This window comes from Streptomyces dangxiongensis, from assembly GCF_003675325.1.
Lineage (GTDB): Bacteria > Actinomycetota > Actinomycetes > Streptomycetales > Streptomycetaceae > Streptomyces > Streptomyces dangxiongensis.
Map to the genome: position 1 here is coordinate 286,611 of NZ_CP033073.1, position 14,754 is coordinate 301,364.

15 protein-coding genes are annotated in these 14,754 nt (G+C 74.1%); 9 read left to right on the forward strand and 6 right to left on the reverse strand.

Annotation, left to right across the window (positions count from 1 at the left end; all coding sequences use genetic code 11):
* Nucleotides 1-305: 305 nt before the first annotated feature.
* A complete protein-coding gene (locus tag D9753_RS01695; protein ID WP_240467995.1) occupies nucleotides 306-1,574 on the reverse strand; it encodes an LPXTG cell wall anchor domain-containing protein in 1,269 nt (422 codons plus the stop codon).
* A 200-nt stretch (nucleotides 1,575-1,774) separates the two neighbouring features.
* On the opposite strand from D9753_RS01695, the gene D9753_RS01700 reads away from it, so the two are divergent.
* Complete coding sequence (locus D9753_RS01700; RefSeq protein WP_240467996.1) at nucleotides 1,775-2,152, forward strand: STAS domain-containing protein; 378 nt, start codon at nucleotides 1,775-1,777, stop codon at nucleotides 2,150-2,152.
* 115 nt (nucleotides 2,153-2,267) lie between these two features.
* On the opposite strand, the gene D9753_RS01705 is transcribed toward D9753_RS01700, so the two are convergent.
* Together D9753_RS01705 and D9753_RS01710 are read right to left on the reverse strand one after the other, a co-directional pair.
* Nucleotides 2,268-3,149, reverse strand: a complete 882-nt coding sequence (locus D9753_RS01705) for a YegS/Rv2252/BmrU family lipid kinase (protein WP_121785390.1) — start codon at nucleotides 3,147-3,149, stop codon at nucleotides 2,268-2,270.
* Between the two features lie 38 nt (nucleotides 3,150-3,187).
* Nucleotides 3,188-4,780, reverse strand: a complete 1,593-nt coding sequence (locus D9753_RS01710; RefSeq protein ID WP_121785391.1) for an FAD-binding oxidoreductase — start codon at nucleotides 4,778-4,780, stop codon at nucleotides 3,188-3,190.
* A gap of 118 nt (nucleotides 4,781-4,898) precedes the next feature.
* Between D9753_RS01710 and D9753_RS01715 the strand changes: the two genes are divergently transcribed.
* Both D9753_RS01715 and D9753_RS01720 read left to right on the forward strand, forming a co-directional pair.
* Nucleotides 4,899-5,498, forward strand: coding sequence for a TetR/AcrR family transcriptional regulator (locus D9753_RS01715; RefSeq protein WP_121785392.1), 600 nt, complete (start codon nucleotides 4,899-4,901; stop codon nucleotides 5,496-5,498).
* Nucleotides 5,495-7,078, forward strand: coding sequence for a glycerol-3-phosphate dehydrogenase/oxidase (locus D9753_RS01720; RefSeq protein ID WP_121785393.1), 1,584 nt, complete (start codon nucleotides 5,495-5,497; stop codon nucleotides 7,076-7,078). The genes D9753_RS01715 and D9753_RS01720 overlap by 4 nt, the downstream gene beginning before the upstream one ends.
* A gap of 74 nt (nucleotides 7,079-7,152) precedes the next feature.
* Here the strand turns inward: D9753_RS01720 and D9753_RS01725 are convergent, their stop codons facing one another.
* On the reverse strand, nucleotides 7,153-8,604 hold the full coding sequence (locus tag D9753_RS01725; RefSeq protein WP_121785394.1) for a WGR domain-containing protein: 1,452 nt from the start codon (nucleotides 8,602-8,604) through the stop codon (nucleotides 7,153-7,155).
* A 542-nt stretch (nucleotides 8,605-9,146) separates the two neighbouring features.
* On the opposite strand from D9753_RS01725, the gene D9753_RS01735 reads away from it, so the two are divergent.
* Nucleotides 9,147-10,625, forward strand: a complete 1,479-nt coding sequence (locus tag D9753_RS01735; RefSeq protein WP_121790835.1) for a glutamate-cysteine ligase family protein — start codon at nucleotides 9,147-9,149, stop codon at nucleotides 10,623-10,625.
* A gap of 80 nt (nucleotides 10,626-10,705) precedes the next feature.
* Here the strand turns inward: D9753_RS01735 and D9753_RS01740 are convergent, their stop codons facing one another.
* Nucleotides 10,706-11,095 (reverse strand): winged helix-turn-helix transcriptional regulator, encoded by a 390-nt coding sequence (locus tag D9753_RS01740; RefSeq protein WP_121785396.1) that lies wholly within the window; start codon nucleotides 11,093-11,095, stop codon nucleotides 10,706-10,708.
* Between the two features lie 151 nt (nucleotides 11,096-11,246).
* Here D9753_RS01740 and D9753_RS01745 point away from each other — a divergent pair, with 151 nt between their 5' ends.
* The 5 genes from D9753_RS01745 to D9753_RS01765 all read left to right on the forward strand — a co-directional run bounded on the left by D9753_RS01745 (nucleotide 11,247) and on the right by D9753_RS01765 (nucleotide 14,157).
* On the forward strand, nucleotides 11,247-11,897 hold the full coding sequence (locus tag D9753_RS01745) for an FMN-dependent NADH-azoreductase (RefSeq protein ID WP_121785397.1): 651 nt from the start codon (nucleotides 11,247-11,249) through the stop codon (nucleotides 11,895-11,897).
* 250 nt (nucleotides 11,898-12,147) lie between these two features.
* Nucleotides 12,148-12,756, forward strand: a complete 609-nt coding sequence (locus tag D9753_RS01750; protein ID WP_121785398.1) for a flavin reductase family protein — start codon at nucleotides 12,148-12,150, stop codon at nucleotides 12,754-12,756.
* Nucleotides 12,757-13,137: 381 nt separating this feature from the next.
* A complete protein-coding gene (locus D9753_RS01760) occupies nucleotides 13,138-13,419 on the forward strand; it encodes a hypothetical protein (protein ID WP_121785400.1) in 282 nt (93 codons plus the stop codon).
* A 295-nt stretch (nucleotides 13,420-13,714) separates the two neighbouring features.
* Nucleotides 13,715-13,879 (forward strand): hypothetical protein, encoded by a 165-nt coding sequence (locus D9753_RS36290; RefSeq protein WP_163010585.1) that lies wholly within the window; start codon nucleotides 13,715-13,717, stop codon nucleotides 13,877-13,879.
* 2 nt (nucleotides 13,880-13,881) lie between these two features.
* The gene (locus tag D9753_RS01765) at nucleotides 13,882-14,157 is read left to right on the forward strand and encodes a DUF4190 domain-containing protein (protein WP_121785401.1); all 276 of its coding nucleotides are present in this window, start codon (nucleotides 13,882-13,884) and stop codon (nucleotides 14,155-14,157) included.
* Nucleotides 14,158-14,179: 22 nt separating this feature from the next.
* Here D9753_RS01765 and D9753_RS01770 read toward each other — a convergent pair whose 3' ends face one another.
* Nucleotides 14,180-14,599, reverse strand: coding sequence for a CBS domain-containing protein (locus D9753_RS01770; RefSeq protein WP_121785402.1), 420 nt, complete (start codon nucleotides 14,597-14,599; stop codon nucleotides 14,180-14,182).
* Nucleotides 14,600-14,754: the final 155 nt, after the last annotated feature.

Genomic DNA, 14,754 nt, shown 5'->3' on the forward strand with positions numbered 1-14,754 from the left:
ACCCCGGCGCAGCGCGACCAACGGCACGTTCGACTCCCTGAGGGGCGGCGGGAACCGCGCGCCGAGCCCACGACGGCACGAGCCCGGCGGCTCACCGTCCCGGCACACGACGCCCCGCCCGGTCCGGAGGCGGTTGGCGCCGGGGTGCCGGTCCGCCACCACCGGAGACCGCCGGACCGCCGCACACCCGCCCCCCCTTTCCGTTGTGCGGTAGCCATATTCCGCCATGCGGTACCGGTTGTCGAGATCGCATGCCGGGTGCGGGGAGCGGCCCTACGCGCGCTCGACGGAGGTGCGCGGCCGTGTCACTTGGTGTTCCGGCGGCGTACGGCCACCAGTACCAGGCCGCCGAGGGCCGTCGCGCCCACCGCTGCGGCGGCCAGCAGCGGCATGCCGTCGCTGCCCGTCGCCGCCAGGGTGCCGCCGGTCCCGGTGCCCGTACCGGAGGTCGTCGACGCCGATCCGTAGGTGCCCGAGCTGCCGGACGTGCCGGTGGTGCCGGTGGTGCCGGTCGACTGGCCGTGCGGGTCGTTGCCCCGGCCCTCCGTGCCGGCACCGCCGCTGCCCGTGTCCCCGCCGGACGTGGTGCCGCCGGTCGTGGTGGCACCGGTGGTGGTGCCGCCGGTCGTGGTGCCGCCCGAGGTGTTCGTGCCCGGCCCGCCGCCGCCGGGCACGTCGACGGAGAGGAGGGCGGTGTCGTTCGCGGGGTTCTTGTCGAACGCCGGGTGGATGCCGTACACCGAGGTGGCCGTCACCTCTCCCTGGGTGTCCTGTGCCGTCTTCCCGATCTCCAGGACGAAGGTGTAACGGAGGGACTGGCCGACGACGAGGGTGTGGTCGACGGGCCAGCAGACGTACTTGGGACGGCCCGGCTCCGAGGGTCCGGTCGGGCCGTCGATCCCGAACGGCGCGCAGTCCTCGGGTACTTCCCGGGCCACGGTGCCCGGCGGGATCCGCACCATCAGGGCCGGCTGGTCATCGCTCTCCTGGTTCAGGATCCAGCCGGGGCCGTTGTTGCGCAGGGTGGCGGTGACGGTGACCCGGCTGCCGGGAGCGCCCTCCGCCTCGTCTCCCTCCGCCACCAGGTCGGCCGTGCTGTCCGCGGTCAGGGCCAGCCGGTGGTAACTGTCGTCGAAGCCCTCACCCGGAGCCGCGCCGGTGGGGCTGGTGCCGTACTCGACGGACTCCATCAGGGCCTCGGGCAGGGCCTTGAACCGCACGGGCGTGGTGAGGGTGGCGCCGGGCCGGACGACGGTGTCCAGCTCGCACAGCGCCTGCCGGACGTGGTCGGCGACGGTCGAGTAGGTGCAGCCGTCGGCGTGCTGCGGGAAGTCGAGTCCGCGGGTCAGCCGGACCCGGAAGGTGACGCCGTCCGCCGGGGCCGTGCCCCTGTTGGTGATGGTGACACTCTGGTCGTAGACGTCACCGGGCTTGGGAGAGGCGGCCGGCAGCGCGGAGACCACCAGGTCGGGGGCGAGGTCGTCGGCGTGCGCCAGGGGGACGGCGAGGGCGGGGACGCCGATGCCGATCGCGGCGGCCATCGCCGCTGCCGCGGGGCGGAGGGGTGAGCGCACGGTGAGACTCCTCGTCGGGGCGGAAAGAGGCGGTGACCGGGCCAGGCCGGCCCGGTCGTCGTGTACTGGACACACCAGGGACGCCGGAGGTTGTAGGGGACCCGGTACATCCGTGCCGGACGGTCGGGGGTCCGCCTGCATCCTCTGCCCGATCCGGGGCAGCCTCCCGGGGAGAAAGCTCTGGGCAAGGATCGGCGAGCGTGGACGAAGAACACGTGGCACACACGAACGAAGAGACGGAAGCGGGCCCGCTGTCGGTCGATCGGGCCACCGTCGACGGTGTCACCGTGGTCACGGTGAGCGGCGAGGTCGACCATCACACCTCAGGCACGCTCCGCCAGGCCCTGACCCCCGACGACCTCGCCGACAAGGCGCGTACCGTCGCGGACCTCAGCGGCGTGGCGTTCATGGACTCCAGCGGTATCAACGTCCTCATAGCCGCGCACCAGGCCCATGGACCGGTCGGCTGGCTGCGCCTGGCCTGCGTCCGTCGAACCGTCCTGCGCACCCTGGAGATCGTGGGCCTGACCACCCTCATCCCCTGCTACCCGAGCGTCAGCGACGCCCTGCGGGACTGAGCGGCTTCGCACCCGGTCGCCGGGGGAACCGCACGCGCCGGCCGCGCCGCCCGCCCGGGCTCCGTTCGTTACGGTGGCGGCTCGGACCCGGGCCCCGGACCGGCGGTGCGAGCGGTCAGTACAGCACCCGCAGGTCGGCGGGGCGGACCCGCACTGTCACCGGGAGGGTGGCCTCGACCTCGCCGTCGGCGCCGTAGGGGACGGGCCGGTCGGCCTCGATGCGCAGTTCCCGGCCGCGCACGACGCGCACTTCGGGGCGGTTCACGTGGGCGCCGGACCTGAGTTCGTTCATGAGCGTGAAGAAGAGCCGGCGCGGCGCGTCTCGGATCATCACGATGTCGAGCAGACCGTCGTCGACCCGTGCGTCCGGCGCGATGAGCCGGCCGGAACCGTAGTAGGCGGAGTTGGCGGCGACGACGGTGTACCCGCTGTGGACGTGCTCGGTGCCGTCGACGGTGACGCGGAACCCGGCCGGCCGCCAGGTGGTGACGGCACGCAGGCCCCCGGCGTAGTAGGAGGCGGCGCCGCGCAGCAGCCGGGCGTTGTTCGCGTGCCGGTTGGCTTCGGCGTCGACCCCGGCGTACACGCTGCCCAGCACGACGGTGCGCGGGTGGACGGCCGACTCCACCTCGATGGTGTCGACGGGCCGGGGTTCGGCGTGCAGCAGGACGCCGGCGAGTGCGGCCGGGTCGGCGGGCAGGTGCAGCGCGCGGGCGAAGTCGTTGCCGCGTCCGGCGGGGACGAGTCCCAGTACGGTGCCGGTGCCGCTGAGCGCGCCGCCGATGCCGCCGGCGATGCCGTCGCCGCCGACCGCGAGGACGACGCGGCCCCGCTCGCCGGCGGTGCGGGCGATGTCCTGGGCGTGGGCGAGGCTGTGGCTGTACTGGGTCTCCAGCCCGGCGCCGGCCTCGCGGAGCAGCCGGGCGAGCTGGAGCAGGGTCGCCGCCCCGGTGGAGCCGCCGGCGGTGGGATTGACGACGGCGGTGAACTGTCGCATCGGTGTGCCTTTCGAGGCAGGCGGTCGGATCGGTGGGGTCAGTCGGTGGGCAGCAGGACACCCGGGTTGAGGAGCCCGTCGGGGTCGAGGCGGTGTTTGACGGCGCGCAGGGCGGAGACGCCGAGCGGGCCGGCCTCGCGGACGTACCAGTCGCGGTGGTCGGTGCCGACCCCGTGGTGGTGGGAGATGGTGCCCCCGGCGGCCAGGACGGCCTCGTTGGCGGCGTGCTTGGCGGGCGTCCAGTGCGCCACCGGGTCCTCGCCCTGGGCGCTGACGACGGTGAAGTACAGCGAGGCGCCGTTCTCGTACACGTGGGAGATGTGGCACATCACCAGGGGCGGGGTGCCCGCCAGGGTGAGGGTGTCGGTGAGGGCGGTGCGGACGGCCGTGTACAGGCGGGGGATGCGGGACCAGAACGCCGCGGTCTCCAGCGTCTCGGCGAAGGCGCCGGCGTCGAGCAGGGCGTCACGCAGGTAGGGCGCGGAGTAGCGGCCGTGTGCCCAGCGTTCGCCGGGTTCGGTGCCGGCGGGGGTGCCGCCGCAGTCCGTCAGGACGGCCGCCGCCCGCTCCCGGCGCCGCGCGGTCTCCTCGGCCGTCCCCTCGTACCCGGCGATCGCGAGGCATCCGGCGTCGCTCTGCCCCGCCCCCGCGCCGATCGCGTCGGGCTGGGCGAGGCCGATGAGCGTCTCGGTCTCGTCGGACAGGCGCAGCACGGTCGGGCGGGGCCCGTCCTGGGCGAGCCGGCGCAGCGCCGTGGCGCCCTCCTCGAACGAGCGGAACCGCCAGCCCTCGTACACCCGGGTCCGCGGCAGCGGGCGGATCCGTACGACGACGGAGGTGATGACGCCGAAGGCGCCCTCGGAGCCGAGGATGAGCTGGCGCAGGTCGGGCCCGGCGGCGGAGCGGGGGGCGCGGCCGGTCTCGAGGGTGCCCTCGGGGGTGGCCAGGGTCAGGCCGAGGACCATCTCGTCGAAGCGGCCGTAGCCGGCGGAGGCCTGACCGCTGGAGCGGGCGGCGGCGAACCCGCCGATGGTGGCCCATTCGAAGGACTGCGGGAAGTGGCCGAGGGTGAAGCCCTGTTCGGCGAGCAGCGCCTCGGCCTCGGGGCCGCGCAGGCCGGGCTGGAGGACGGCGGTGCGCGAGACGGGGTCCAGGTCGAGCAGGCGGTTCAGGCGGCGCAGGTCCAGGGCGACGAACGCGCTGCGCTGGGGGGCGAGTCCGCCGACGACCGAGGTGCCGCCGCCGAAGGGGACGACGGCCAGGCCGTGTGCGGTGCAGGCGCGCAGCACGGCGAGGACCTCGTCGTGGCTGCCCGGCAGGACGACGGCCTGCGGGACGTCGGAGAAGTCGCCGGCGCGGATGCGCAGCAGGTCGGGGGTGGACTTGCCGCGGGTGTGGCGGACGCGGGTCTCGGCGTCGGTGCGCACGTGCTCCTCACCGCCGGCGGCCTCGGCGAGTGCCCGCAGCGCGGCGGGGCGGGCCGTCGGGGCGGGCGGGCGGACGTCCGTGAGGGCGGGCGCGGGTGCCGTGCGGGGCGTGACGCCGAGCAGGTCGCGCAGCAGGCCGGTCACCGTCTCGGGCAGTGGTGCCGCCTTGGCCGGGTCGCCCCAGCCGTTCCACAGCATGTCCATTGAACGGTCGTCCTCACAGGTCGGTGTGCGCGGTGGTGTGCGCGGTGCGCGGGCTGGGCTGCCGTCCCGGGGGCGCGGGCCGCTTCCGTCCGGCCCCCAGGGCGTTACACTGTGACACATGACGCCTATTCGTCACAACGGTTCCGACAGCGACCACGTCCTCGACGCCGTGCGCGACTGTGTGCTGGCCGTCGGGGTACGGCGCACCACCCTCGCCGACGTCGCCCGGCGCGCCGGTGTCTCCCGGATGACCCTCTACCGACGCTGGCCCGACCTGCGGACCCTGGTGGGCGACCTGATGACCCGCGAGTGGGTCGACGTGGCCGGCCGGGCCATACCGGAGCCCTCTCCCGGCACCGCCACCCGCGCCCGGATCGTGGACGGACTGGTGAGCGGCGTCGAGGCGTTCCGGGCGCACCCCCTGTTCCGCAAGATCATCGACGTCGACCCCGAACTGCTCCTCCCCTACGTGCTCGACCGGCGCGGCGCCAGCCAGGAGGCCCTGCTCGCGCTGCTGACCGACGCCCTGCGCGAGGGGCACGCGGACGGGTCCGTCCGGCCCGGCCACACCGAACGGCAGGCCCGCGCCCTGCTGCTGACCGTGCAGTCCTTCACCCTGTCCCTGCGCACGATGACCGACGAGGACGACCCGGAGCTGGACTCCGGCGCGTTCCTCGACGAGTTGCGCACCCTCCTGGAGAGGACCCTGACGCCATGAGCCACACCGAGGCCGCGCCCGGCTCGTCCCTGAGCGCACACCGGCGCGGCCGGGAACTGGCCGAGGCCGCGGACGGCCGGACGGCCGACGTCCTGGTCGTCGGGCTCGGCGCCACCGGGGCCGGAGCCGCCCTGGACGCGGCGGCCCGCGGACTGGACGTCGTCGCGGTGGACGCCCACGACCTGGCGTTCGGCACGTCCCGCTGGAGTTCCAAGCTCATCCACGGCGGGCTGCGCTATCTCGCCTCCGCCCAGTTCGACGTCGCTCACGAGAGCGCGGTCGAACGCGGCATCCTGATGACCCGTACCGCCCCGCACCTGGTGGCCGCCCAGCCGTTCGTACTGCCGCTCACCCCGCTGGTGTCCCGGGCCCAGGCCTCGCTGGCGTGGGCCGGGTTCCGGGCCGGGGACGTGCTGCGGCTGGCCGCCCGGACCCCACGGCGGGTGCTGCCCGCGCCCCGCCGGCTGTCGGCGACGGAGGCCCGGCACCTGGCGCCCTCGGTCCGAGCGGCCGGGCTGCGCGGCGGGCTGCTGTCCTGGGACGGCAGGGTGACCGACGACGCCCGCCTGGTGACCGCCCTGGCCCGCACGGCCGCCGCACACGGCGCCCGGGTGCTGACCCGGGTGCGGGCCCTGGAGCTGACCGGGACGGGTGCCCGGATCCGGGACGAACTCACCGGCGAGGAGGGCGAGATCAGGGCCCGCGCCGTGATCAACGCCACCGGGGTGTGGGCGGGCGCCCTCGCCGACGGCATCCGCATTCGGCCCTCCCGCGGCACCCACCTGGTCCTGCGCTCGGAACGGCTCGGTGCCCTGCCGGCCGGCCTGCACGTCCCGATCCCCGGGGAGACCAACCGCTTCGTGCTGGTCCTGCCCCAGGGGGACGGCCGGGTCTACGTCGGCCTCACCGACGAGCCGGTCGAGGGCGGCATCCCGGACGTGCCGGAGGTCCCCGAGACCGACATCGGCTTCCTCCTGGACGTGCTCGGCTCCGTCCTGGACACCCCGGTGGCCCGGGACGAGGTCGTCGGCGCGTTCGCCGGACTGCGCCCGCTGCTGGACACCTCCGGAATCGACGGCCGGGACGGCGCACCGGCCCGCACCTCCGACATCTCGCGCCGGCACGCCGTACTGACCTCGCCGGACGGTGTCACCACGGTGGTCGGCGGCAAGCTCACCACCTACCGGCGGATGGCGCAGGACGCGGTGGACGCCGCGGCCGGCGCGCGCGGGCTGCGCACGGGCCCCTCCCCCACCGCCGCGCTGCCGCTGGTCGGCGCCGCCTCCCCCGGCCGGTTGCGTGCCCTGTCCGCGCCCCCGCACCTGGTCCGCCGCTACGGCACCGAGGCCGCGGCCGTCCACGCCCTCGCCGCCGGGGACCCCGCCCTGGCCGAGCCGGCCCTGCCCGGCCACCCCGTGACCCGGGCGGAACTGCGCTGGGCGGTCGAGCACGAGGGCGCCCTCGACGAGTCCGACCTGCTGGACCGCCGCACCCGCATCGGCCTGGTCCCCGCGGACCGCGCCGCCGTGCTCCCCGTCGCACGGGAGGTCCTGGACCGGACGGCGGCCACGCGCCCCTGACCCGGCAGGCGCCACCGGCCGGACGGCGGTACCGCCGCCGTCCGCGCCGCACGCGGACCTGGTACGACGTGCTGTCAGAGCAGGCGCCGGATGTCGCCCCGGACCCGGTAGAAGCCACCCGCCGCGGGGTGCAGGGCGTCGACGACGTACCGCGCGCCGGGTTCCCGTATCGCGCGGGGGAACTGGACGTTCCAGGAGGCGTCGTAGCCGTCGGAGAGCACGTGCACCCGGACCCGGCCGGCCTCCCGCACGCACTCGACCACCACCGCTCCGGCCGGCGCCTGGGCGACCGTGGCCACCGCCGTCACGGCCGTGGCCGGCGCGTACGTCGGCAGGGCGGCGGCCAGCTTGACGTCCCGCACCACCGGCACCGTGCCCCGCTGGGCCGCGGAGACCGCCGCCTCGCTCGCGTCCACGCAGACCAGCGATCCGTCCGTGGTCACCAGGTACAGGCGCTCGTCGTGGTACTGCATCGACAGCGCCGAACCGCTGCCCGTGCCGAGCTTCCACAGGCACCTGCCGTCCTGGTCGAAGCAGTACACGGACGACGCGGCGTCACCGGCGAAGACGAACCGGCCGCCGGGTGAGGTGGCGCACGAGTACACACTGCTGTCGCACGCGTACGTCGCCTCGATGGCACCGCTCTCCTTGGACAGCCGCTGCACCACCCGGTGCGCGGTGCCCGCGTACACGGCGTGCTCCTCCTGCCAGCCGAAGAGCACGCCGCCCCGGGTGGGGGTGTGCCACAGTTCGCCGCCGCCGTCGGGCGCGTAGGCGGTGACGCCCCGGTGGTGGCCGTGGTAGACGGCCCGGTCGTCGGCCCTCACCATCCACGCGTGCTCGCCCTGGCTGCGCCGGGACCACTGGTGTTCGTCCTCGTGGTCGATGACGGTCAGCCGGCCCGCGCGGTCCGAGACGTCCAGGACGCCCTCGTGGATGTCCAGCCAGAAGATGTCCACATCGGCGGCGATGTCGTAGGCGGCGAAGGGCAGTTTCGAGGACAGGTCGTACACCTTGCCGTCGTCGCAGCCCGCGTAGATCCAGAAGTCGTCGGCGACCAGGCACTTGACGCCGTCCGGCAGGCCGAACCGGGCCAGGACGGCGCCCTCGTGGTCCAGGGTGTAGACGTCACCCGACTGGTTGCCCACCCAGCAGCGCTCGTCGTCGACATGGATGCCGAACGCCGCGGAACCGGTGCGGAAGCGCCACAGCACCGGTGCCACCGCCCGCGCCGTGGACGGGGCCGAACTGACCTGACGGCGGGTCACCGCGCGCGGGGCGCGCTGTCCCGGGACGGCCGGGGCGTACCCCTTGCGGACCTTCTCCCCCACCTTCCTCGCGGCGGCGGCCCGCGCCTTCTCCGCCGTCGTGAACGTCGTCGTCTGCGTCTGCCCGGCAGCGCCTATCCGGCCGTACCGCACGGTCACCACCAGGCCGTCGACGGTCACCTCGTAGAACTTGTGGGCACCTTGGCCCTCCTGCGACAGCTCCAGATACGTCGTCGACACCGTGCACGCCGTGGACATGGCAGCCCCCTCCCCCAGGACGGACCGGCGGCCGTTCCCGCAGGTCCTCACTGCTCCACACCGTAGAGGGACCCACTGACAATCACCCCGGCCCGCGCTCAGGGGTGGGAGCTTGCGCCTGCCGGCGGGGTCACGTGTCACTCGGCGTCGATACGTCCGTACCGGCGTCCCTATCAGCCGCAGCAGGGACGGCATCGTCACCGGAGCGCGCGGGCCCGCGCCGGCCAGAGCCAGGCGGCCCGGCGCGGCGGGGAACGGCCCGAGCGCATGGATGCACCGTTCCCCGCCTCGGACCGGCCGCCCAACGACCCGACCGGCCTGGTTCAGACCCTGCGCCGCCGGGCGTCCGCGGGCCATCCGGAGGGGTCCGGCCGGGTGAGACGGAACCCGGCGGAGCGGCGCGTCGCCGCCGGTGCGGGGCCCTCCGGGGCGGGCGGCCCGGGGTGACGGCCGTGTGCGCGGCGGCGACCCGCTTGGTGCGGGTCGCGCGGTGGTGCGACGCTGGGTGGAGAGGTGTCCGTCGAGGGGACCCTGGAGGGTCGATGGGGCGTGACGTCCCGGCGCTCGTGTTCACCCGCGAGGACCGCCGCCGGTACCGGATCAAGATGCACGCCTGCCTGGACGCGCTCGCGCTGATGCTCCGCGAGGCGCGGTTCGAGTCGGAGCGGCCACAGGTCGGACTGGAGATCGAGCTGAACCTGGTGGACGACGGCGCCGAGCCGGTGATGCGCAACAGCGACGTGCTGGATGCCATCTCCGACCCCGCCTGGTCCACCGAGCTGGGCCGGTTCAATCTGGAGATCAACGTCCCGCCGCGGCGGCTGACCGCGGGCGGCCCCGACGCCTGGGAGTCGGAGATCAGGGCGGCGCTGAACCACGCCGACGAGCGGGCCCGGTCGGTGGGCGCCCGTCTGATCACCGTGGGGATCCTGCCCACGCTGCGCCAGGAGGACATCGGTGAGGGGGCACTGTCGGAGAACCCCCGCTACCGGCTCCTCAACGACCAGGTCTTCGCCGCCCGCGGCGAGGACCTGCGCATCGAGATCGACGGGGTCGACCGGCTGCGCACGTACGCGGACACCATCACCCCGGAGGCGGCCTGCACCAGCACGCAGTTCCATCTCCAGGTCTCCCCGGAGGAGTTCGCCCCCTACTGGAACGCCGCCCAGGCGATCGCCGGGGTCCAGGTCGCGCTGGCCGCGAACTCCCCGTTCCTGTTCGGCAAGGAGCTGTGGCACGAGACCCGTGTCCCGCTGTTCGAGCAGGCCACCGACACCCGGCCGGAGGAGATCAGGGTGCAGGGGGTGCGGCCCCGGGTGTGGTTCGGGGAACGGTGGATCAACAGCGTCTTCGACCTGTTCGAGGAGAACCTGCGCTACTTCCCGGCCCTCCTGCCGCTGTGCGACGAGCAGGACCCGGCGGAGACGCTGGACCGCGGTGACACCCCCGAGCTGGGCGAACTCACGCTGCACAACGGCACCATCTACCGCTGGAACCGCCCGGTCTACGCCGTCACCCACGGCGTACCGCACATCCGGGTGGAGAACCGGGTGCTGCCGGCCGGACCGACCGTCGCCGACACCCTGGCCAACGGCGCCTTCTACTACGGGCTCACCCGGGCCCTGGTGGAGGAGGACCGGCCGGTGTGGTCACGGATGTCCTTCTCGGCCGCCGAGGACAATCTGCACGCCGCCGCCCGGCACGGCATCGAGGCCCTGCTGTACTGGCCCGGGATGGGCGAGGTGCCGGTGCCGGAGCTGGTCCTGCGGCGGCTGCTGCCGCTCGCGCACCGCGGGCTGGAGCGCTCCGGCATGGACGACGCGTGGCGGGAGCCGCTGCTCGGGATCATCGAGCAGCGCTGTGTGACGGCACGGAACGGGGCGGTCTGGCAGAAGGAGATGTTCCACCGCCTCGACACCGCCACGCGCGCCGGCCGGCACGAGGCGCTGCGGCGGATGGCCCAGCTCTACATGGACTACATGCATCTGAACGCGCCGGTGCACACCTGGCCGGTCGACTGAGGGTCAGGGCCTGCCCGCCCGATCCTGCCGCGAGGCGCGGTCTGCGGGAGCCGGCCTGATCCGGACGAGGAACCCGGGCCCTAGATCCGTGTCCGGGACGGCGGTTCCAGGCTGGTCTCCGGGCACGCCGACGCCTCCGGCAGGTGGACCTTGGCCCACTCCGCCAGCTCGCGGAGCGCGGGTTCCAGGGCCGCGCCGGCCGTCGTCAGCCGGTAGGAAACCCGCAGCGGCGGGCCCTCGTCGACCTCGCGCAGGACCAGTCCGGCCGCGCCGAGTTCGGCGAGCCGGTCGGACAGCATGCGTTCGCTGATGCCGGGGACGGCCCGCCGGAGGTCGCTGAAGTACGCGGGCTGTTCCACCAGAACGGCCACGATCGGGCCGCTCCAGCGCTTGCCGAGCAACTGGAAGACGCGGGTGATGCCGTCGTCCACCCGCTTGCAGGCCGCACTGTCGTGGTTCTCGTCCGCCATGACCTCAGGGTACTACTTCTCCGTAGGGGGATGAGAAAAAGTAAGTCCCTGTGTTAGAAATAGTCCAGTACGAAAGGTCAGCCGCGGCGCTGCATGTCGGGTTGCCCTGCCTCGTTCCACTGCCGCCTCGCTTCGCTCACTGGAGACATCCATGGCCACTCTGCTGCACATCGACTCCTCCGTCTTCCCGACCCAGGCGTCGGCCTCCCGCGTCGTGACGGAGGCCTTCCGCAAGCACTGGGAGGAGGAGCACCCGCAGGGCACGGTCATCTACCGCGACCTGGCGGCGCAGCCCGTCGCGCACATCACCGCCGAGGCGCACCTCGCCGGCTTCACGGACCCGGCCACGCACACGCCGGAGCAGGCCGCCGTCTTCGCCGAGCGCGTCAAGCTGATCGAGGAGCTGGAGCAGGCCGACGCCATACTGATCGGCGCTCCCATGTACAACTACACGATTCCCTCGACCCTCAAGGCGTGGCTCGACAACGTCATCCTGATGGGCCGCACCGGGGGCCCGAACCCGTCCGCCAAGGGCACCCCGGTGACCGTCGTCGCCAGCCGGGGCGGCTCCTACGCGCCGGGCACCCCGCGCGAGTCGTACGAGTTCGTGCAGAACTACCTCAAGGCCGTCCTCGCCGACGCCCTCGGCCTGGACCTCGAGTTCATCGTGCCGGAGCTGACCATGGCGTCGCAGAACCCGGCGATGGCCGAGCTGGTCCCGCTGTACGAGGCCTCCCGTGACCAGGCCCTCGCGGCCGCCGCCACCAGGGCCAAGCAGCTCGCGGAGCGCCTCGCGGCCTGATCGCCCGACGGCCCGGCCAGCGGGCGGCACCGGACGAGCGGCCCCGGACCGGCGTACGACGGTCCGGGGTCACTCCGTGCGCGGACCGTGGGCCCGGTGGGTGCGGAGCGGGCGCGGACGGGACGCGGGTGGGGTCCGGGGTCCCCGGGCGGGTGTGACCGGTGCACCCGGGCGCACCGCACACACTGTGTGTACGCGATGTGCGGGGGTGGCGGTGCGGCCCGCGTGGGTGACCGCTTAGCGTGCTGTCATGCGTGTCGACTACTCACCGGATGCCATGGATCCCGGATCCTTCTACCGTCTCCTCACGGCCGTCGTCGTGCCCCGGCCGATCGCGTGGGTCTCGACGCTGACGCCGGACGGCGCGACGGCGAACCTGGCTCCGCACTCGTTCTTCACCGTCGCCTGCACCGACCCGCCCATCGTCCAGTTCACCTCGGTGGGCCGCAAGGACTCCCTGCGCAACGCGGAGGCGACGGGCGAGTTCGTCGTCAACTTCGCGCCCGAGCCGCTCTTCGCCGAGATCAACGCGACGGCGACCGACTTCCCCCGGGACCGGAGCGAGTTCGATGCCGTGGGCATCGAGCGGGAGCCCTCGCTGCGAGTACGGCCGCCGCGCGTGGCCGCCTCCCCGGTCGCCCTGGAGTGCACGCTGCACTCGACGCTGCGGCTGGGGGATTCGACGGTCGTGTTCGGCCGGGTCGTGCACGCCGCCGTCCACGAGGACGCGCTGGTGGCCGGCCGCCCCGACATCGAGCTGCTGCGCCCGCTGTCCCGGCTGGGCGGCAACGAGTGGGGCACGGTCGGCGAGGTCCACGAGCTGGCCCGGGCGCCGTACCGGGACACGGCTCGCGACTGACCGGCCCCCGACGCCCGGGGTTTCGCGCACCGGCCCGGCGTTCGTCCCGCGCGCGGCGTACGAAGCCGTCTCGGCGGTGGTCGCGGGCCTCGGCGACGAGGAGTCCTGGCTGCCGACCGGCTGCACGGGCCGGGCGGTGCGCGACCTCGTCTTCCAGTGCCTCCAGGACGCCCAGCGCGCTCTCGTGGCCCTGCACACACCCTCCCCCTCGACTCCGGCCAGCTACGCGGCCGGTACCTGGAGACGCCGGCGGCGGACCGGTTCCCGCTGTTCGGGTGAGACACCGCCGGCGCACCGGCCGCACACCCAACACGGGGAGACACGCGCGCGACCCCTGCGCGGTGCGGGCGCGCGGGTCGCGTTGATGGAAACCTGCGCCTCATGAACAACCCTCCCACGATCAACAGTTACGTCGACCGGGTCACGGCCGGTCCCGGCGGAGCGATGACCGACGAGGTCGGCGTCATCACCGGCGACCTCACCGTCGCGACCATCCTCCGCTCCGACGGCCACAGTGTGCGCGTCGCCGTCCAGCAGTCCGGCAGCGACATCTGGTACACCCTCGCCGGCAGCCCCGCACCGGTGCCGGGCGGCCGGATCGCGGCCTACCACCGGGATCTGCTGGGCCGTATCCGCCGGGGCGGCGGCACCCGCGCCACCTGAACGCCGGCGGGCGGATCGGAGCGCCGGGCGGGCACCGGGCAGCCGGATCGGCCATGGCCGAGCGCCGGGCGGGCGGCACGGACTGAGCCCGTGCGGCCCGCACCCCGCGAACGCATGCGATCCGGCCACCCGTGCGCTGTCGCCCCGTCAGGAGCGCGCCCGGACGACGGACCGCTGCGTGAGGCGGCCACTCGCGGGTAACCGGCGATGTCATGAACGCGTTGAAGAAACGGCCGCAGAAGCCGGTGCACCGACAGGAGTCCGCGCCCCTCGTCACCGGCCCGGGGAGGCAGCCGTGCTCTTCCTGATCGCCGCCCTGCTCCTGTTGGGCATCGTCGTGGGGTCGGCGGCCTATCTCCCCTGGCCCGTCACCCTGGCGGTCGGTTCGCTCATCGCCCTCTGGCTCGTCGTCTTCGCGGGACGCGAGCGGCGGCGCCGCAACCGGACGAGGAGGGCGTGACGATGCGACTGACCGCGCCCCCCTCACCCCGGACGGGCCGGCGGGACACCGAGGGCATGGCCGTGGCCTCCTTCGTCCTCGGGCTCGTCGGACTGCTCGTCCTCAACCTCGTCCTCGGCCCCGTCGCCATCGTGCTGGCCGTCATGGCCCTGCGCCGGGACACCCCACGCCGGTTCCGGGCGCTCCTGGGCCTGGGGCTGGGCATCGCGGACCTCGTCGTGCTCGCCGTCCTCGTCACCGCGCACGGCACGGCCTCCTGGTCGGTCTGGGGCGGCTGAGCACGCCGGTCCCGCCGGTGTTTCACCGGGTGGGGCCGGCCGCGCTGATGACCCCCAGCGTGGACTCGGGGTCGTACTCCACGGCCACATCGCCCAGACCGACGATCCCGACCACGCGCCCGTCCTCCACGACCGGCAGCCGGCGCAACGCCTTGCCCCGCATCAGCCGTACGGCCCGGTCCACGTCGTCGTCCGGTGCCACGGTGACCAACTCGCTGCTGCAGGCCTCGGCGACCGTCCGCCCGGTGACGTCCCCGCCCTCGGCGAGGATCCGCACCGTCAGGTCCCGGTCCGTGACCAGGCCGCGCAGCCGGTGGCCGGCGCAGACCAGGACCGCGCCGATGTCCTCGTCCCGCATCCGGGCCGCGACCTCGCACACCGGGGTGTCCGGTGCCACCGCGACCGGATTGCTGGTCATGATCTCGCGGACCGCCTGCGTCATGCACTCCTCCAGCGCCACCCGACCGGTTCTGCCCGGCAGATACCCCGGAAACGGGCGTATAGCCCGTCCGGGCGAGAACGGCGCCTGCCGCCCGCGGTCACACCCGGCGCTCGGACCCCAAAGTCCATAGGCTGGAAAGGCCCGGTCCTCCCTCC